The 14,962-nt window shown below is 61.6% G+C and carries 15 protein-coding genes; 6 read left to right on the top strand and 9 right to left on the bottom strand.

Features of this window, described 5'->3' with window-relative positions; all coding sequences use genetic code 11:
* Positions 1–13: 13 nt before the first annotated feature.
* The 6 genes from phnE to ppk2 form a co-directional block, all read right to left on the bottom strand.
* Complete coding sequence (phnE, locus tag AC515T_RS17475) at positions 14–781, bottom strand: phosphonate ABC transporter, permease protein PhnE (protein ID WP_496529365.1); 768 nt, start codon at positions 779–781, stop codon at positions 14–16.
* The gene (locus tag AC515T_RS17470; RefSeq protein ID WP_496529364.1) at positions 778–1,605 is read right to left on the bottom strand and encodes a PhnE/PtxC family ABC transporter permease; all 828 of its coding nucleotides are present in this window, start codon (positions 1,603–1,605) and stop codon (positions 778–780) included. The genes phnE and AC515T_RS17470 overlap by 4 nt, the downstream gene beginning before the upstream one ends.
* Positions 1,599–2,399: a phosphonate ABC transporter ATP-binding protein gene (locus tag AC515T_RS17465; protein ID WP_496529363.1), complete on the bottom strand. Its 801-nt coding sequence runs from the start codon at positions 2,397–2,399 to the stop codon at positions 1,599–1,601. Before AC515T_RS17465 ends, AC515T_RS17470 begins: the two co-directional genes overlap by 7 nt.
* Complete coding sequence (locus tag AC515T_RS17460; protein ID WP_496529362.1) at positions 2,396–3,247, bottom strand: putative selenate ABC transporter substrate-binding protein; 852 nt, start codon at positions 3,245–3,247, stop codon at positions 2,396–2,398. Before AC515T_RS17460 ends, AC515T_RS17465 begins: the two co-directional genes overlap by 4 nt.
* A 330-nt stretch (positions 3,248–3,577) precedes the next feature.
* Positions 3,578–5,197: an inorganic phosphate transporter gene (locus AC515T_RS17455; RefSeq protein ID WP_496529361.1), complete on the bottom strand. Its 1,620-nt coding sequence runs from the start codon at positions 5,195–5,197 to the stop codon at positions 3,578–3,580.
* 66 nt (positions 5,198–5,263) lie between these two features.
* On the bottom strand, positions 5,264–6,181 hold the full coding sequence (gene ppk2, locus AC515T_RS17450) for a polyphosphate kinase 2 (protein ID WP_496529360.1): 918 nt from the start codon (positions 6,179–6,181) through the stop codon (positions 5,264–5,266).
* Between the two features lie 209 nt (positions 6,182–6,390).
* On the opposite strand from ppk2, the gene AC515T_RS17445 reads away from it, so the two are divergent.
* The 4 genes from AC515T_RS17445 (at position 6,391) to AC515T_RS17430 (ending at position 11,480) form a co-directional block, all read left to right on the top strand.
* The gene (locus AC515T_RS17445; RefSeq protein WP_496529359.1) at positions 6,391–7,326 is read left to right on the top strand and encodes a Ppx/GppA phosphatase family protein; all 936 of its coding nucleotides are present in this window, start codon (positions 6,391–6,393) and stop codon (positions 7,324–7,326) included.
* A 250-nt stretch (positions 7,327–7,576) separates the two neighbouring features.
* A complete protein-coding gene (locus AC515T_RS17440) occupies positions 7,577–8,674 on the top strand; it encodes a carboxynorspermidine decarboxylase (protein ID WP_496529358.1) in 1,098 nt (365 codons plus the stop codon).
* Positions 8,675–8,699: 25 nt separating this feature from the next.
* A complete protein-coding gene (locus AC515T_RS17435; protein ID WP_496529357.1) occupies positions 8,700–9,944 on the top strand; it encodes a saccharopine dehydrogenase family protein in 1,245 nt (414 codons plus the stop codon).
* A gap of 1,035 nt (positions 9,945–10,979) precedes the next feature.
* Positions 10,980–11,480, top strand: a complete 501-nt coding sequence (locus AC515T_RS17430) for a GNAT family N-acetyltransferase (RefSeq protein WP_496533155.1) — start codon at positions 10,980–10,982, stop codon at positions 11,478–11,480.
* Between the two features lie 53 nt (positions 11,481–11,533).
* Here the strand turns inward: AC515T_RS17430 and AC515T_RS17425 are convergent, their stop codons facing one another.
* The gene (locus AC515T_RS17425; protein WP_496529356.1) at positions 11,534–11,962 is read right to left on the bottom strand and encodes a DUF1810 domain-containing protein; all 429 of its coding nucleotides are present in this window, start codon (positions 11,960–11,962) and stop codon (positions 11,534–11,536) included.
* Between the two features lie 243 nt (positions 11,963–12,205).
* Here AC515T_RS17425 and AC515T_RS17420 point away from each other — a divergent pair, with 243 nt between their 5' ends.
* Both AC515T_RS17420 and AC515T_RS17415 read left to right on the top strand, forming a co-directional pair.
* Positions 12,206–12,988, top strand: coding sequence for a hypothetical protein (locus AC515T_RS17420; RefSeq protein WP_496529355.1), 783 nt, complete (start codon positions 12,206–12,208; stop codon positions 12,986–12,988).
* Positions 12,975–13,640 carry a LuxR C-terminal-related transcriptional regulator gene (locus AC515T_RS17415; protein ID WP_496529354.1) on the top strand — a complete coding sequence of 222 codons (666 nt, stop codon included), beginning with the start codon at positions 12,975–12,977 and terminating at the stop codon, positions 13,638–13,640. The genes AC515T_RS17420 and AC515T_RS17415 overlap by 14 nt, the downstream gene beginning before the upstream one ends.
* Before the next feature lie 53 nt (positions 13,641–13,693).
* Here the strand turns inward: AC515T_RS17415 and AC515T_RS17410 are convergent, their stop codons facing one another.
* Together AC515T_RS17410 and AC515T_RS17405 are read right to left on the bottom strand one after the other, a co-directional pair.
* Positions 13,694–14,392: an outer membrane protein gene (locus AC515T_RS17410; protein ID WP_496529353.1), complete on the bottom strand. Its 699-nt coding sequence runs from the start codon at positions 14,390–14,392 to the stop codon at positions 13,694–13,696.
* Positions 14,393–14,446: 54 nt separating this feature from the next.
* Positions 14,447–14,917, bottom strand: coding sequence for an SRPBCC family protein (locus tag AC515T_RS17405; RefSeq protein ID WP_496529352.1), 471 nt, complete (start codon positions 14,915–14,917; stop codon positions 14,447–14,449).
* Positions 14,918–14,962 lie beyond the last annotated feature (45 nt).

Raw genomic sequence — 14,962 nt, 5'->3', positions numbered from 1 at the left:
ACAGCGCCTGTGGTCAAGCCTTGACCCAACGCTGGCGACTCCAACCGCTCAACGTATCGACCGCCAAAACCAGCAACAGCATCGCCAGAATCACCGTACTGCCTTGGGCTTCCTGGAACAGGCTGAGGCTGACATAGAGCATTTGCCCCAGCCCCCCGGCACCGACGAAGCCGAGCACGCTGGCCATGCGGATGTTGTTTTCCCAGCGGTACAGGACATAGGCCAGTAGCTGGGGCAGGAGGTTGGGCAGCGTGCCGTAACAGAACGCCAACACGGCGTTGCCACCTTGCAGGCGAATGGCGTCGGCCGGTTCGGAGGGGGTATTTTCCAGGGCCTCGGCGAACAGCCGGCCGAGCACGCCGGTGGTGTGCAGGGCCAAGGCCAGGGTGCCGGCATTGGGGCCGAGGCCGGCGGCCAGGACCATCAGCGCGGCCCACACCAGTTCTGGAACGGCGCGCAAGGCGTTGAGCACCAGGCGCGAAGCGCTCTGCAGCGGCCAGCCGAAGCGTCCGGCCGCCGGCAAGGCCAACAGCAGACCGAACACCGCCGCGAGCAGGGTGCCAAGGGCCGACATGGCAAGGGTTTCCAGGGCGCCATGACCGATTGCCTTCAAATGGCCCGGGCTCAGGTCTGGGCTGAGAAAGCGCTGCGCATAGGCCGCCATCCGCTGCAGATTACCGCTGTCGCCAAGCTCGCCCAGGTCGATGCCCAGGTAAACGAACGAGGCGACAACCGCAGCGCCGATGCACAGGAGCATGACCGCGTTGAGCAGGCGATTCATGCCAGCCTCCAGCGCAGCAGGCGGCTGAGTTGATCGGCGAGCAGCACCAGGGCCAGGAACGTCAGCAGCAGGCTGGCCACTTCACCGCCGGCGAACATTCGCAGCGACAGGTCCATTTGCTGGCCCAGGCCTCCGGCCCCGACGAAGCCCATCACCACCGAGGCGCGGATCGCACATTCCCAGCGGTATACCGTATAGGACAGCAGTTCCGCCGCGACATTGGGCAGGATCCCGTAGCAGAAGGCCGCGAGTCGGCTGCTGCCGGACTGCAAGAGTGCGTGGGCCGGACGCTGGTCGACCGATTCGTAGATTTCCGCGTAGACCTTGCCCAGCATGCCGCTGTAGGTAATGGCGATCGCCAGTACGCCGGCCGTTGGGCCGAGGCCGACGGCGCGCACGAAGAGCAAGGCCCAGACGATTTCCGGCACGCTGCGCAGGAAGATCAGCAAGCCGCGTACCGGCCAACGCAACAGCTGCCCCCAATAACCCGGATGCCCGGCACGGGAAGCGGCCGACAGTGACAGGGCGCGACTGGCCAGCAGGCTCGCGGGCACCGCCAACAGCAACGCCAGGGCCATGCCGGCCGTGGCGATCGCCAGCGTCTGCAAGGTGGCCTGCCACAGCAGTTCAACGAATTCGTCGCCATGGGCGGGCGGCCAGAACGCCGCGACGAACCGACCCATTTCGCTCTGGCTGTCCCTCGCCAGCAACACGCCGAGGTCCAGTTCGCTGAATTGGATGCCTGGCCACAGCAGCACAAGCGCCAGCAGACTGAGCAGCAGGCGCGGGCGGGTGGCGGGGTCTCGGGTATCGCGTGTCAGCATCGCGGAATCTGCACGCTCAAGGGCGCGTGGGGCGTTGTTGGCGAAGACTGCAGCTGTTCGTTGGCGTAGAGCGTGTCGAGCAACGGACGGTCGACCGCCTCGGTGGGCAGGTCGAACAGGACCTGTCCATCACGCAGGCCAATGACCCGGGAAAAGTGCGCCAAGGCCAGTTCCACCGCGTGCAGGCTGGCGACCAGGGTGACGTTGTGTTCCCGGGCGTGACGGCACAGCACCGAAAGCGTGTGCTCGGCCAAGACCGGGTCCATGGCCGAGACCGGTTCGTCGGCCAGCAACACCTCCGGCGCCTGGTACAACACCCGGGCAATGCCCACGCGTTGCAGTTGGCCGCCGGACAACTGCTGGCATTGCGCGAACAATTTGTCCCCCAGGTCCAAGCGGGCCAACGCCGCCCTGGCGCCTGGGATATCCAGCGGGTGCAGCAGGTTCAACAGGCTTTTGCCGATGCCCCACTGACCGAGTTTTCCGGCCAGGACCGCCGTGACCACACGCTGGCGTGGCGGCAGGGGCGGCGCCTGGTGAATCAGGCCGATGCGTGCGCGCAGGCGCTGGCGCTGGCGGGCAGACAACTGCCAGGGGCGTTCACCGAGCAGCCGCAGCTCACCATTACCCGGGCGCAGGGCGGTGGCCAGCAGGTTGAGCAGGCTTGACTTGCCGGCGCCGGACGGGCCGATGACCGCGACCTGTTCGCCCGCGCCGATGTGCAAGTCGATGCCTCGCAGCGCCTGGACGCCGTTGGCATGGGTCACGCTGACCTGGGTCAGTTGCAGGGTCATTTGAGCAGTTCGGCGGCGCGTGCGGCTTCCTCGATGCCCTTGTAGTTCTCAGGCTTGGTTTCGATGAAGCGACTGGCGGCTTGCAGGTCGAGGATTTCCTTGTCCTTCGGGTTGGCTGGGTCAAGGGCCAGGAAGGCAGCCTTTATCTTGGCCGCCAACGCGGGGTCGAGGGTTCCGCGCACCGTCCAGTTGTAGTCGAAGTAGGCCGGGGTGGTGGCGAAGACCTTGACCTTGGCCGTGTCGACCTTGCCGGCCGCGACCAGTTTTTCCCAGACGCTGGCGTTCAGTACCCCGGCGTCCACTTTGCCGGCCTGGACCCAGGCGACGGTGGCGTCGTGGGCACCGGAGTAGCCCACGCGGCTGAAGTAGCTTTCCGGCTTGATGCCGTCCTGGAGCATGAAATAGCGCGGCATGAGGCTGCCGGACGTCGACGACACCGAGCCGAAGGCGAAGGTCTTGCCCTTGAGGTCGGCGAGGGATTTGACAGCGGGGTCGGCGGTGATGAATTTGCTGGTGAACTGGGCGTCCTGTTCGCGCTGGACCAGCGGGATGGCGTTGCCGGTTTTCAGGCGCGCCTGGACGAAGGTGAAGCCACCGAGCCAGGCCAGGTCGATTCGGTCGGTGGCCAGTGCCTCGACCACCGCCGGGTAGTCGCTCACGGGAACGAACTCGACCTTCATGCCGGTTTGCTGCTCCAGGTAAGCCCCCAGCGGCTTGAACTTGCGCAGCAGCTCGGTCGGGGCCTCATCGGGAATCGCGCTGACTTTCAGGGTGTCGGCGGCCTGCGCCAGCCAGCTGCAAAACGACAGGGCAACACCAGCGGCCAATGCCAGGGAAGGCTTGAGCATGGAAAATCTCCGGTAGAGAAGGCAAGGAATGTCGAAGCATCACGCCCACATGGATGGCGGTACGCCGTTCTGTGAGGGTAGACGAAGGAGAGGGATGTTAACCGTTTCTGGTTGTGAACTCACCCAATCCCCTTGTGGGGACTTGCTCCGGGCGACGACCCGACGATAGCGATGGTTCATGTGGGAGCGAGCTTGCTCGCGATAGCGGTGTGTCAGTCACCAACCTTGTAACTGATCCTTCGCTATCGCGAGCAAGCTCGCTCCCACAGGGGGCTGTGGCGGGCGGGAGAACCGAGGCCTCTTCAGAGTGAGGCCTCGGCGAACAGGAGGTCAGAACAGCTTGGTGAACAACCAGTAGAGGCTGCCGGACAGCAGGATGGCGGCAGGCAGCGTCAATACCCAGGCCATCAACAGGTTGCGGATGGTGCGCATCTGCAAGCCAGAGCCGTTAGCGACCATGGTGCCGGCCACGCCGGAGGACAGCACGTGGGTCGTGGACACCGGTAAGCCGAACATGTCGGCGGCGCCGATGGTCAGCATGGCGACGGTTTCGGCCGAGGCGCCTTGGGCGTAGGTCAGGTGGGTCTTGCCGATTTTTTCACCCACCGTCACCACGATGCGTTTCCAGCCGACCATGGTGCCCAGGCCGAGGGCGATGGCCACGGCGATTTTCACCCACAGTGGGATGAAGCGTGTGGAGCTGTCGATCTGCTGTTTGAACAATTGCAACTGGGCGCTGGTGTCGGCGTCGAAGTTACCGACTTTGTTCTTGTCCATCAGGCGAATGGTTTCGCTGGTCAGGTACATGTCGTTGCGCACGTTGCCCACGGCTTCGGCCGGCACCTTGGCCAGCGAACCATAGCCCTTGACCTCGGCGCCGATGCTGCCCGTCATGGCGGCCAGGGCCGGTACCAATTGAGGCGTCGCTTCCTTGCTGCCAACGTAGGTGGTCAGGATCGCCCGCGGGTCCGTCGGGGCCGGCAGTGGCGAGTGCTTCACCAGGGCTTGCTGGGTGACTTGCGCCACGGCGGCGAATTGCAGGGCCTGGTCGGCGGGCATGGTGCGGTTCAGCGCATACGCCATCGGCAGGGTGCCGACCAGGATCAGCATGATCAGGCCCATGCCCTTCTGGCCGTCGTTGGAACCGTGGGCGAATGACACGCCGGTGCAGGTCAGGATCAGCATGCCGCGAATCCACCAGGGCGGCGGGGTGTTGCCTTCCGGGGCCTTGTACAGCGAGCGGTTCTTGACGAAGGCCCGCAGCGCCAGCAGCAACAGCGCAGCGCAGCCGAAGCCCACCAGTGGTGAGAGCAGCAATGCGTAGCCGATCTTGGTCGCCTGGGCCCAGTCCACGCCGCTGGTGCCGTCGCGACCGTGCATCAAGGCATTGGCGACGCCGACGCCGATGATCGAGCCGATCAAGGTGTGGGACGACGATGCCGGCAAGCCCAGCCACCAGGTGCCCAGGTTCCATAGGATGGCGGCGATCAGCAGGGCGAAGATCATGGCGAAGCCGGCGGAGGAACCGACTTGCAGGATCAGTTCCACCGGCAGCAAGGCGATGATGCCGAAGGCCACCGCGCCGCTGGCGAGCAGCACCCCGAGGAAATTGAAAAAGCCCGACCAGGCCACGGCCACGTTCGGCGCCATGGAATTGGTGTAGATGACGGTGGCCACGGCGTTGGCGGTGTCGTGGAAACCGTTGACGAACTCGAAGCCAAGGGCAATCACCAGGGCCACGCCCAACAGCAGGAACGGCGTCCAGGTGGTCACCACGGTGCCGAGTTCGTTCATGTCGTGCATCAGGCTGTAGGCGGTAAACAGCAGGCCGCTGCCCAGTATCGCGAAAAACACCACCAGGGTGAGCACGCTTGGCTTGCGGTTGAGTTGCGGTCTTGAGCTGGGGGCGATGGCTCTCGATGAGTCCATGGCCAGGGTCTGGTTCGTCATGATGAAATCCGACTCAGTGAGCGATGGAAGTGGGGCTCGGTGCCGGGCGTCCCTGCCCGGCGGGTCTCAATAGACCTGCGGCACGATGAGTTCCGGTGGCGTGGGACTGCGGGAGTAGTCTTCCTGGCGTACCCGCTGTGGCAGTTCGATGGTCGGCAGCTCGACTTCTTCATAGGGCATTTGCCCAAGCAGGTGATGGATGCAGTTGAGTCGGGCTTTTTTCTTGTCATCGGCCTGCACCACCCACCAGGGCGCCTCGGCGATGTGGGTGCGTTCGAGCATGATTTCCTTGGCCTTGGTATAGGCCTCCCAGCGCCGGCGGGACTCCAGGTCCATGGGGCTGAGCTTCCATTGCTTGAGCGGGTCATGAATTCGGCTGAGGAAGCGCAGATGCTGTTCCTGGTCGGAAATGGAGAACCAGTACTTGATCAGCTGGATGCCGGAGCGGGCGAGCATACGCTCGAATTCCGGCACGGTACGGAAGAACTCTTCGTACTGGTCGTCGGTGCAGAACCCCATGACTTGCTCGACCCCGGCACGGTTGTACCAGCTGCGGTCGAACAGCACGATTTCGCCCGCCGCCGGCAAATGCGAAACGTAGCGCTGGAAGTACCATTGCGTCCGTTCACGGTCGTTGGGGGCGGGCAGGGCGGCGACGCGACACACCCGGGGATTGAGCCGCTGGGTAATGCGCTTGATCACGCCACCCTTGCCGGCGGCGTCGCGTCCTTCAAACAGGATCACGACCTTGTGCCCGGTCTTGACCACCCAACTTTGCAGCTTCACCAGTTCGCCCTGAAGGCGGAACAGTTCGCTGAAATACAGGCGTCGGAGTTCCTTCTCGCTGCTATCCGGGGCGTGTTCATCGAACAAGGCATTCAGGTCATGCCCGTCTTCGGATAACTCCAGCTCCAGTTCTTCGTCACTGTGATCGAGCAATTCGCGATGGATGCGCTGTACCAAGGTGTCCTGGGTTGAAAGCATGATGGAAAACTCGGTCGTGGGGGCGCCATCCACGCTAGTTGCAATTTGTTACATAGTAGTGACGGTCATCTGTGCTTCATGGGCCTGTCGTTGGCTAAAACAGGGAGTGTCATCCAGGTGTCATCGAACCCATGGCAGGATTCTCGCAAACCATCGTGGGATGCCTGCAGCGTTTGTGCCGGCTGGCTGATGAATCAAGGAACACCACTATGAAAGGCGACGCTCCCCTGTTTGCGGCCATTGACCTGGGCTCCAACGCCTTTCGCCTGATGATTGGCCAGTCGGTCAAGCGCAATCGACGCCTGGTGATCCATGAAGTGAAAACCCTGCGCGAGCCTGTCCGATTGGCCGAGGGCCTGCAAGCCGGGGCTCTGGACGAGCTGGCGCTGGATCGAGGCTGGCAGGCCCTGGCCCGATTTGGCAAAAAGCTGCGAGGCTTTGAAGCCGGACGGGTGCGGGCGGTGGCGACCAGTGCCGTGCGCGAAGCGGCGAATGCCCAATTGTTCCTGGCCAGTGCCGAGCGGCACCTGGGGTTTCGGATCGACGTGCTGTCCGGGCATGAAGAAGCCCGGCTGGTGTATGCCGGTGTGGCCCACGCGGTGCCCGGTGTCGAGCAGACGCGACTGGTGGTGGACATCGGTGGTGGCTCGACGGAACTGATTCTGGGACAGGGTGCTCAGCCACTGTTGACGGAAAGCATTGCCATCGGCAGCGGTACCTTTGGCGCGCGTTACTTTGCGGGCGGACGCATCACCGCTCAAGCGCTGCTGGAGGCTGAACGCGTGGCCGTCCTGCAGTTTGAAACGGTGGCGGCGCGTTATCGCGCGCAGGGCTGGCAGCAGGTGATCGGCTCATCCGGTACGGCGCGGATGTTGGCCAAGGTGCTCAAGGCCAATGGTCTCAACGACGCTGGGCAAAACGGCATTACCTACAGCGGGTTGTTGCGTCTGTCGTTGCGCCTGCTGGAAGTCGGCCATGTCGACCGGCTCAGGTTGGCCGGCTTGCAGAGCCATCGCCTGGGCATCCTGCCCGGTGGCCTGGCGATCATGCTGGCGGCGTTCAAGGTCTTTGGTATTTCGGACATGGTCGCTTGCGAAGCGGGTCTCAGGTTCGGTGTTCTTCATGGCCTGATGCATAAACACTGATCACGAACGGCTGTCCCGCAATGCCGCTTATCCGTGACGGCTCAAGGTCGAGCGTCAGTGCTCTTTGGTTATCCCTCCTTTGCCAGATTCAGCATTTCGTCGCCTGGGCGGCCGGTGTGTCCGGTTATCGCAAAGCGTCGATCTGGATCAGGATGATTGCGCGAACGGGGCTTTTCGCTCTTTCGATATGCAGTCAGTGAAGGCACAATGCGCATCCTTTTTTGGCTCGCCTTGCCCGGAGGCCTCGAAAATGATCAAAACGCCGTACTACCTCATCGACAAACAAAAGCTGCTGGCGAACATGCAGAAGATCGCCTATGTGCGTGAGCAGTCCGGGGCCAAGGCCTTGCTGGCGCTCAAGTGCTTCGCCACCTGGTCGGTGTTCGACCTGATGCAGCAGTACATGGACGGCACCACGTCGTCATCGCTTTATGAGCTCAAGCTCGGCCGGCAGAAATTCGCGGGCGAGACCCACGCCTACAGCGTGGCCTGGGCCGACGATGAGATCGAGGAGATGCTCGCCAACTGCGACAAGATCATCTTCAACTCCATCGGCCAGTTGCAACGCTACACCGAGGCGTCGGCGAGCAAGGTCCGCGGCCTGCGGGTCAACCCGCAAGTGAGCAGCTCCGATTACCTGCTGGCCGACCCGGCGCGACCGTTCAGCCGTCTGGGCGAATGGGACCCGGTGAAAATCGAGCAGGTCATCGAGCATATTTCCGGTTTCATGTTCCACAACAACTGCGAGAACGGCGATTTCGGTTTGTTCGACCAGATGCTGGGCACTATCGAAGAGCGCTTTGGTCACTTGCTGCATAAGGTCGAGTGGGTCAGCCTCGGTGGCGGCATCCATTTCACTGGCGAGGGCTACGCCCTGGACGCTTTTTGCGCACGGCTCAAGGCCTTCTCGCAAAAGTATGGCGTGCAGGTCTACCTGGAACCGGGCGAGGCCGCGATCACCCAGAGCGCGTCGCTGGAAGTCACCGTGCTCGACACGCTCTACAACGGCAAGCACCTGGCCGTGGTGGACAGTTCCATCGAGGCACACATGCTCGATCTGTTGATCTATCGCCTGGACGCCAAGCTGGCACCGAGCGAGGGTGAACACACCTACATGGTGTGCGGCAAATCCTGCCTGGCCGGAGACATCTTTGGCGAATACCAATTCGATCGTCCGCTGTCCATCGGCGATCGGCTGTCGTTCATCGACGCAGCGGGCTACACCATGGTCAAGAAAAACTGGTTCAACGGCCTGAAAATGCCGTCCATCGTTGTGAAGCAACTCGACGGCAGCGTCGAGGTGGTTCGCGAGTTTGTTTACGACGACTACTTGTCCAGCCTCTCTTGAGCTGGCGGAAGGAGAAATAAAGAAATTGAAGAAGAACGTACTTATCATTGGTGCAGGAGGTGTCGCCAAGGTGGTGGCCCACAAGTGCGCGCAGCACAACGACGAACTCGGTCGTATTGCTATCGCGTCGCGCAACATCTCCAAATGCCAGGCCATCATCGACAGCGTCAAGGCCAAGGGTAGCCTCAAGCAACCCGCCGACATCAAGGCCTTTGCACTGAACGCTCTGGATGTCGAAGCGACCAAGGCGCTGATTCGCGAAACCGAGTCGCAGATCGTCATCAACGTCGGCTCTGCCTTTCTCAACATGTCGGTGCTGCGTGCCTGCATCGATACCGGCGTGGCCTACCTGGACACCGCCATCCACGAAGAACCGGGCAAGGTCTGCGAGACGCCGCCCTGGTACGGCAACTACGAGTGGAATCATCTCCAGGAGTGCCAGGAAAAGAACATCACCGCCATTCTCGGCGTGGGCTTCGACCCGGGTGTGGTCAATGCCTATGCGGCACTGGCGCAACAACAGCATTTCGACCGCATTGATTCGATCGACATTCTCGACGTCAATGCCGGCTCCCATGGCAAATATTTCGCCACCAATTTCGACCCGGAAATCAATTTCCGTGAGTTCACCGGACAGGTGTGGAGCTGGCAGGACAGCCAGTGGACCAGCAACACCATGTTCGAGGTCAAACGCACCGATGACTTGCCAGTGGTCGGCTCGCAGAACCTGTACCTGACCGGTCACGACGAAGTGCACTCGCTGTCGAAGAACCTCGACGTGCCCAACGTGCGTTTCTGGATGAGCTTCGGCGAGCACTACATCAATGTGTTTACCGTGCTCAAGAACCTCGGCCTGCTTTCCGAGCAACCGGTCAAGACCGCCGAGGGCCTGGAAGTCGTGCCGCTGAAAGTGGTTAAGGCCGTACTGCCTGACCCGAGCTCGCTGGCGCCGGGCTACACCGGCAAGACCTGCATCGGTGACCTGGTCAAAGGCACCAAGGATGGCCGGCCGCGCGAGATGTTCATCTACAACGTGGCCGACCACGAGGACGCCTACGCCGAAACCGACAGCCAAGGCATTTCCTATACCGCCGGCGTGCCACCTGTGGCCGCGGCCTTGTTGGTGGCCCGTGGCGAGTGGGACGTGCAGCGCATGGTCAACGTCGAAGAGCTGCCTGCCGAGGCGTTCCTCGAAGCACTGGATGTGATGGGCCTGCCGACGCGCATCAAGGACGAGCATGGAGACCGTCCCTGGAACCAGGACGCCTGAAGGACTCCAGGCCGGTTCCGCCCTGGCTCCCCTGATAGGAACTGCAGAATCGCTCTGGATTCTGCAGGCGATTGAACCTGGAGACTCACCGTTGCGTGAAGCCCTGGCAATCCGCGGGAAGCCTTGAAGAAATGCTCCGTATCGAAAGGTACGGAGCATTTTTCGTTTATGGCACCGTCAACAGATAACCCGTGGCGAGGGCGCTTGCTCCCGCTGGGCTGCGCGAAGCGGCCCTGAAGTCAGACACCTGCGGTGTTTCAGGCAGATCGCGTCCAGCTTTTTGGGGCTGCTGCGCAGCCCAGCGGGAGCAAGCTCCCTCGCCACGGGTTTGTGCCTGGCTGGGGTGAGGCATTCATCAACCTGTGGCGAGGGGATTTATCCCCGCTGAGGCGCGCAGCGGCCCTGAAGGCTGGCCCTGTGGTGTTTCAGGCAGAGCGCATTCAGCTTTTTGGGGCTGCTGCGCAGCCCAGCGGGGATAAATCCCCTCGCCACAAAAGCCCCTCGGTGTTCGATCCCTCTATCTCAACGAACGCGCACTGCACCGGCTTTCGTGGCGAGGGAGCTTGCTCCCGCTGGGGCGCGAAGCGGCCCTGAAGTCAGACACCTGCGGTGTTTCAGGCAGATCGCGTCCAGCTTTTTGGGGCTGCTGCGCAGCCCAGCGGGAGCAAGCTCCCTCGCCACGGGTTTGTGTTTGGCTGGGGTGAGGCATTCATCAACCTATGGCGAGGGGATTTATCCCCGCTGGGGCGTGAAGCGGCCCTGAAGGCTGGCCCTGTGGTGTCAGGCAGAGCGCATTCAGCTTTTTGGGGCCGCTGCGCAGCCCAGCGGGGATAAATCCCCTCGCCACAAAAGCCCCTCGGTGTTCCATCCCTCGATCTCAACGAACGCGCACTGCGCCGCTTTTTGTGGCGAGGGAGCTTGCTCCCGCTGGGCTGCGCAGCGGCCCCCCAACACAAGTCCGCTCATGCAAAAAAACTCGCCATGAACGATCACTCGACCTTACGATTGCGCTTCACGGCCCAGGAGAAACAATCAGTGCAACCCTTCAGGATTCGCGAGCTGGAAATCACCGATGTGCAAGCGCTCCTGGCGTTCGAAAACCATAACCGTGAATGGTTCGAGTCGCAGATCGACCCACGGGACCCTGCCTTTTATTCATTGATGGGCGTCACCGATCACATTGAACGCTATCTGGCCGATTTTGCTGCGGGCGCCTGGCACCCGTTTGTGATCGAAGATGCCAGCGGGAGAATCGTGGGGCGGGCGAATTTGAAAGGCATCCATTCACCACACGGTTGCGCCGAGGTGGGCTATCGCATTGATCAACGCGTTTGCGGGCAAGGGTTGGCAACGCTGGCCCTGAAACACCTGATCCAGGAAGCACAGATGCGTTGGGGGCTTACGCAACTGGTGGCTTATGTCTATGAGAGCAACGTCGGCTCAAGGAAGGTCCTTGAGCGTTGCGGGTTTGTGCCTGGAGCGCTGTCGGGTGGTGAGGAGATCGAGGCTGGATGCCGCTTTGTGCTTTCGTTCTAGCTATTCGATTCATTGGATTGGCCACCTGAACCACCAGCGTCCATGTTTCGTAATCAGACTTTTTTCCTCTCTGACTCCTTAAGTAATTCCAGGGTTCTTGAGTCGACATTCACCCCACCTTCCAACGCCTGGGCATACACGGAGTGCTCGCCCGCGGCCGCGGCAAACAGCGTCATGCAGGACGCGAATTTCATCGCATCAAGCGTCCCCAGGCGTTTTTCCACGGCGACGTTCGAGTCCAGGACGGCGCGGGTTGCGCGTTCGAGTCGCGGTCCCAGAAGCGGGTGATGCAAATAATCGCGCGCCTCTTCCAGGCCGCGCAGGCCGTAGTAGGTGGCGTTCTCGCTGACACCCAGGCCGCGTAATTGGGGAAAGATGAACCACATCCAATGGCCTTCCTTGCGCCCACGCCGTAGCTCGAGCAAAGCGCGGTCATAGGTTGTCGCTTGCGCCTGGACAAAGCGCTCCAGTGATTCGGTCATACGAGCCTCTGATACGGTTTCAAGGCTGAAGAATGATGCGCGTCCAGGCCCGACCAAAATAGTGGCCTTATGATGTCATGGTCTGGCGCGTATCGGTAGTCTCGATCATCTCCCCATCCAGGACGAGGGCAAAGCCTATAGCACACTTGCGCTATAGCGCCGGTCGGCACTCGACCCTAACCTATGAGCGCAATCGGGTTTTCGATCGGTCGCATCGAGCCTATCTGAACAAGGATCTGTTTTTTGAAAAGCACACCTGCCAGAAAATCCAACATCTGCCCGGCTTATCGCAAGCGCCTCGTAACGGCATTTGCCGTCTCGACCCTTGTCGCCAGTGGCTGGGGATCTTTTATCGCCGGTGCGTCGGCTTCCACTGCCAGTGAGACGTCCTCTGCGGCTTGCACCAACGAGGCGGATTTCCAGGCCGGGACGGTGGTGGAGTATGAAAGTCGCGACAACCTGTCGTCAGCCACCAGTCGCGGCAAAACCGAGACACTCGGGCGTGAGGCGTTTGCCGGCGCCAATCCGGTGGCGTCGGTGCACACGTCGTTCCTGAATAATGCGCCGTTTTTCCTGACGACGACCTTCGCCGAGATCAAGGACGGTCGGCTGGTTCGTTACGGTGATCGCCATGGTGCCGGGGCATCGTTGGTGACCACCACCTACCAGCCTCCCGCGTCCACACCGATTGATCTGCAACCCGGGCAGACCGTCACCGTCAGCTACAAAAACAAAGCGGTGAGCGCCGGGGCAACGGTCGAATTCGATGTCGTCGAGAAGCTGACGTATAACGGGCGTGAAACGATCAAGACGGCCCTGGGTACGTTCGATACCTGCAAGTTCACCAATGAAATCTCCACGGGCCCGGCTTCGGCCGAGCAGCCGAAACAGGTTGTCGTTGTCCAGAACTGGTTTCCCGCGGACGGACCTTATCGTGGTCAGTCGATCCGATCCGTCACGCCTCCCGCCAATGGCGTTGCGCAGAGAATCAGTGAAGTCGTCAAGATGCAGTATGGGACGCGATGAGAGACGCGTCTCGGGTCGGAAGATGTGCCGGATTATCGTGGCAGATGAGCATCCGCTGTTCCGAGAGGGGATGATGGTGTTGCTGGAACGCCTGATACCTGACGCAATGATCGAACAGGCAGGGAATCTGGAGGAAGTACGGACGCTGGCAACGAATGGACAACCGCTCGATACGCTGATTCTTGAAATACGTCTTCCCGGCCTGGGTTCCATCAGCGAGCTCGCGCAGTTGCGCCAGGCACTCAAGCACACCGTGATAATTGTGGTTTCGACCCTGGATGACAGCGATGTCATTGGCCGTGTCATGGACACAGGTGTCGATGGCTTTGTCGGCAAGAGTCTATCCCCTGATCAGGTCGGCAAGGCCATCGCCGATATTCGCCGTGGCGAAGTGCTGGTCAAGTACGAACCGTCGGGCCCGCTGCCGCTCGGTTCCGACGATGATATGAGCCGGCTCACGTCTCGCCAGCGAGAGGTCTGGCAATTGATTGCCGAAGGCAAGACCAACAAGGAAATCGCCGCGGCGCTTGAGATCTCTCCCTTCACCGTGCGCATCCATGTCTCTTCGTTGATCCGCGCGCTGGACGTTCCCAACAGGGCGGTGGCCGCTGCACGTTTTGCCGGGCGCCAGGCGCCGGGTACCTTGCGCTAGGCATGATGATCAATCGGCGCCTGCCCAAGGCAAGGCGCCGATCCGTCTACCGCTTACAACCAGTAGCGCAGGCCAAGCATCAAGGACTGGGCGTTGTACTCCGTTTGCACATCGCCCTGGGGCAGGCCCTGGATGTTGCCGAAGTGTGCTTCGCCGGTCTTGAAGTAGCGATAATCCAGGGACATGGACCAATGCTCGCTGAGTTCGTAAGCGACCCCGGCGCCGAGTTGCCAGGCCGAGACGGTGTCGCGATGGCTGTCGCCGAACTCGACGCCGCCGGCTTCCAGACCGGTGACGGTCAGCACGGCGTAGCCCAGGCCACCGCCCACATAAGGGGTGAACCGGCTCAAGGGGGCTGGCAGGTTTGTGACGTCATACCAGAGGTTGGCCATGAGGCTGGTGGCTTCCTCTTCGCCTTTGCCGTCGATGCTGCCGCCACCCTCGTAGACCCGATGATTGAACTGGGTCAGGGTATTGCGGCGGTAGCTCAGTTCCACTTCAGGCCTTAGCCCGACCGGGAATCGCCAACCCAGCGCCAGGCCGGTGGCGAAGCCGGAATGCAACGGTTGGTTGAATTCCATCTCGACGAAGTCCAGGTCGTTCTGGTTGAGGTCCTGTTCAGCGACCCAGTTCACGCCGCCCATGCCACTGACATAGGGGCCGAGTGTGTCGGCGAAACTCGACGCTGGGGCGGTCACACCCAGGCCAATGATGCCCATGACGAGATACCGGGTGTTTTTCTGTAGGTTCATGCTAGATCCGAATGTTGCTGTTATCGATAAGTAGTTGAAGCGTGTTCGAAGACGTCATACGAGGTGCAAGGGCGTCGCGGTTTTCCCGCGCCCCGATGCGTCGGTGGCCCTCTGTTCAGCCAGCCTGCACAGGTTGTCCAGTGCGGTGGTCATCGCCGTGGCCAGCGCTTTGCGCAGCAGCCCGCGGTACAGGAAACTCAACGGGCCCGAGATCTTCGCGCTATGGGTGACATGGGTTTCATCGGCAGAGAGCCGGCGCATCCGATGATCGAATTCGAGGTCGATCCAGAGCAGCCGGGCGCTGTTGCGATAACTTTCGTGCGGGCTCACGGCTTCCAGTTTCAGAGGCATCTTCAAGCCATTCTTGAGGACACATCGGCCGTGGGTTCCCGCCTGGAACGGACCGTCGAGTTGACACTGGCGGACGTCGGTATCCCAGAGTGGCGCTTCGGGAAAATTGCTCCAGAGCTTCCAGATTTCGGAAGGGGGCGATTTGACTATGACTTGCACGTTGACATCGTTCACGGCGACACCTTGGTTGTGGGGGCACGGTCATGCGGGATGGGCAGA

The organism is Pseudomonas sp. FSO-7, from assembly GCF_059579345.1.
This window is presented reverse-complemented; position numbering and strand designations above follow the sequence as displayed.

What these genes read in the sequence shown, in the direction of transcription:
- phnE (WP_496529365.1), bottom strand. Translation starts at nt 781, where the DNA reads ATGAATCGCCTGCTCAACGCGGTCATGCTCCTGTGCATCGGCGCTGCG.
- AC515T_RS17470 (WP_496529364.1), bottom strand. Translation starts at nt 1,605, where the DNA reads ATGCTGACACGCGATACCCGAGACCCCGCCACCCGCCCGCGCCTGCTG.
- AC515T_RS17465 (WP_496529363.1), bottom strand. Translation starts at nt 2,399, where the DNA reads ATGACCCTGCAACTGACCCAGGTCAGCGTGACCCATGCCAACGGCGTC.
- AC515T_RS17460 (WP_496529362.1), bottom strand. Translation starts at nt 3,247, where the DNA reads ATGCTCAAGCCTTCCCTGGCATTGGCCGCTGGTGTTGCCCTGTCGTTT.
- AC515T_RS17455 (WP_496529361.1), bottom strand. Translation starts at nt 5,197, where the DNA reads ATGACGAACCAGACCCTGGCCATGGACTCATCGAGAGCCATCGCCCCC.
- ppk2 (WP_496529360.1), bottom strand. Translation starts at nt 6,181, where the DNA reads ATGCTTTCAACCCAGGACACCTTGGTACAGCGCATCCATCGCGAATTG.
- AC515T_RS17445 (WP_496529359.1), top strand. Translation starts at nt 6,391, where the DNA reads ATGAAAGGCGACGCTCCCCTGTTTGCGGCCATTGACCTGGGCTCCAAC.
- AC515T_RS17440 (WP_496529358.1), top strand. Translation starts at nt 7,577, where the DNA reads ATGATCAAAACGCCGTACTACCTCATCGACAAACAAAAGCTGCTGGCG.
- AC515T_RS17425 (WP_496529356.1), bottom strand. Translation starts at nt 11,962, where the DNA reads ATGACCGAATCACTGGAGCGCTTTGTCCAGGCGCAAGCGACAACCTAT.
- AC515T_RS17415 (WP_496529354.1), top strand. Translation starts at nt 12,975, where the DNA reads ATGGGACGCGATGAGAGACGCGTCTCGGGTCGGAAGATGTGCCGGATT.
- AC515T_RS17410 (WP_496529353.1), bottom strand. Translation starts at nt 14,392, where the DNA reads ATGAACCTACAGAAAAACACCCGGTATCTCGTCATGGGCATCATTGGC.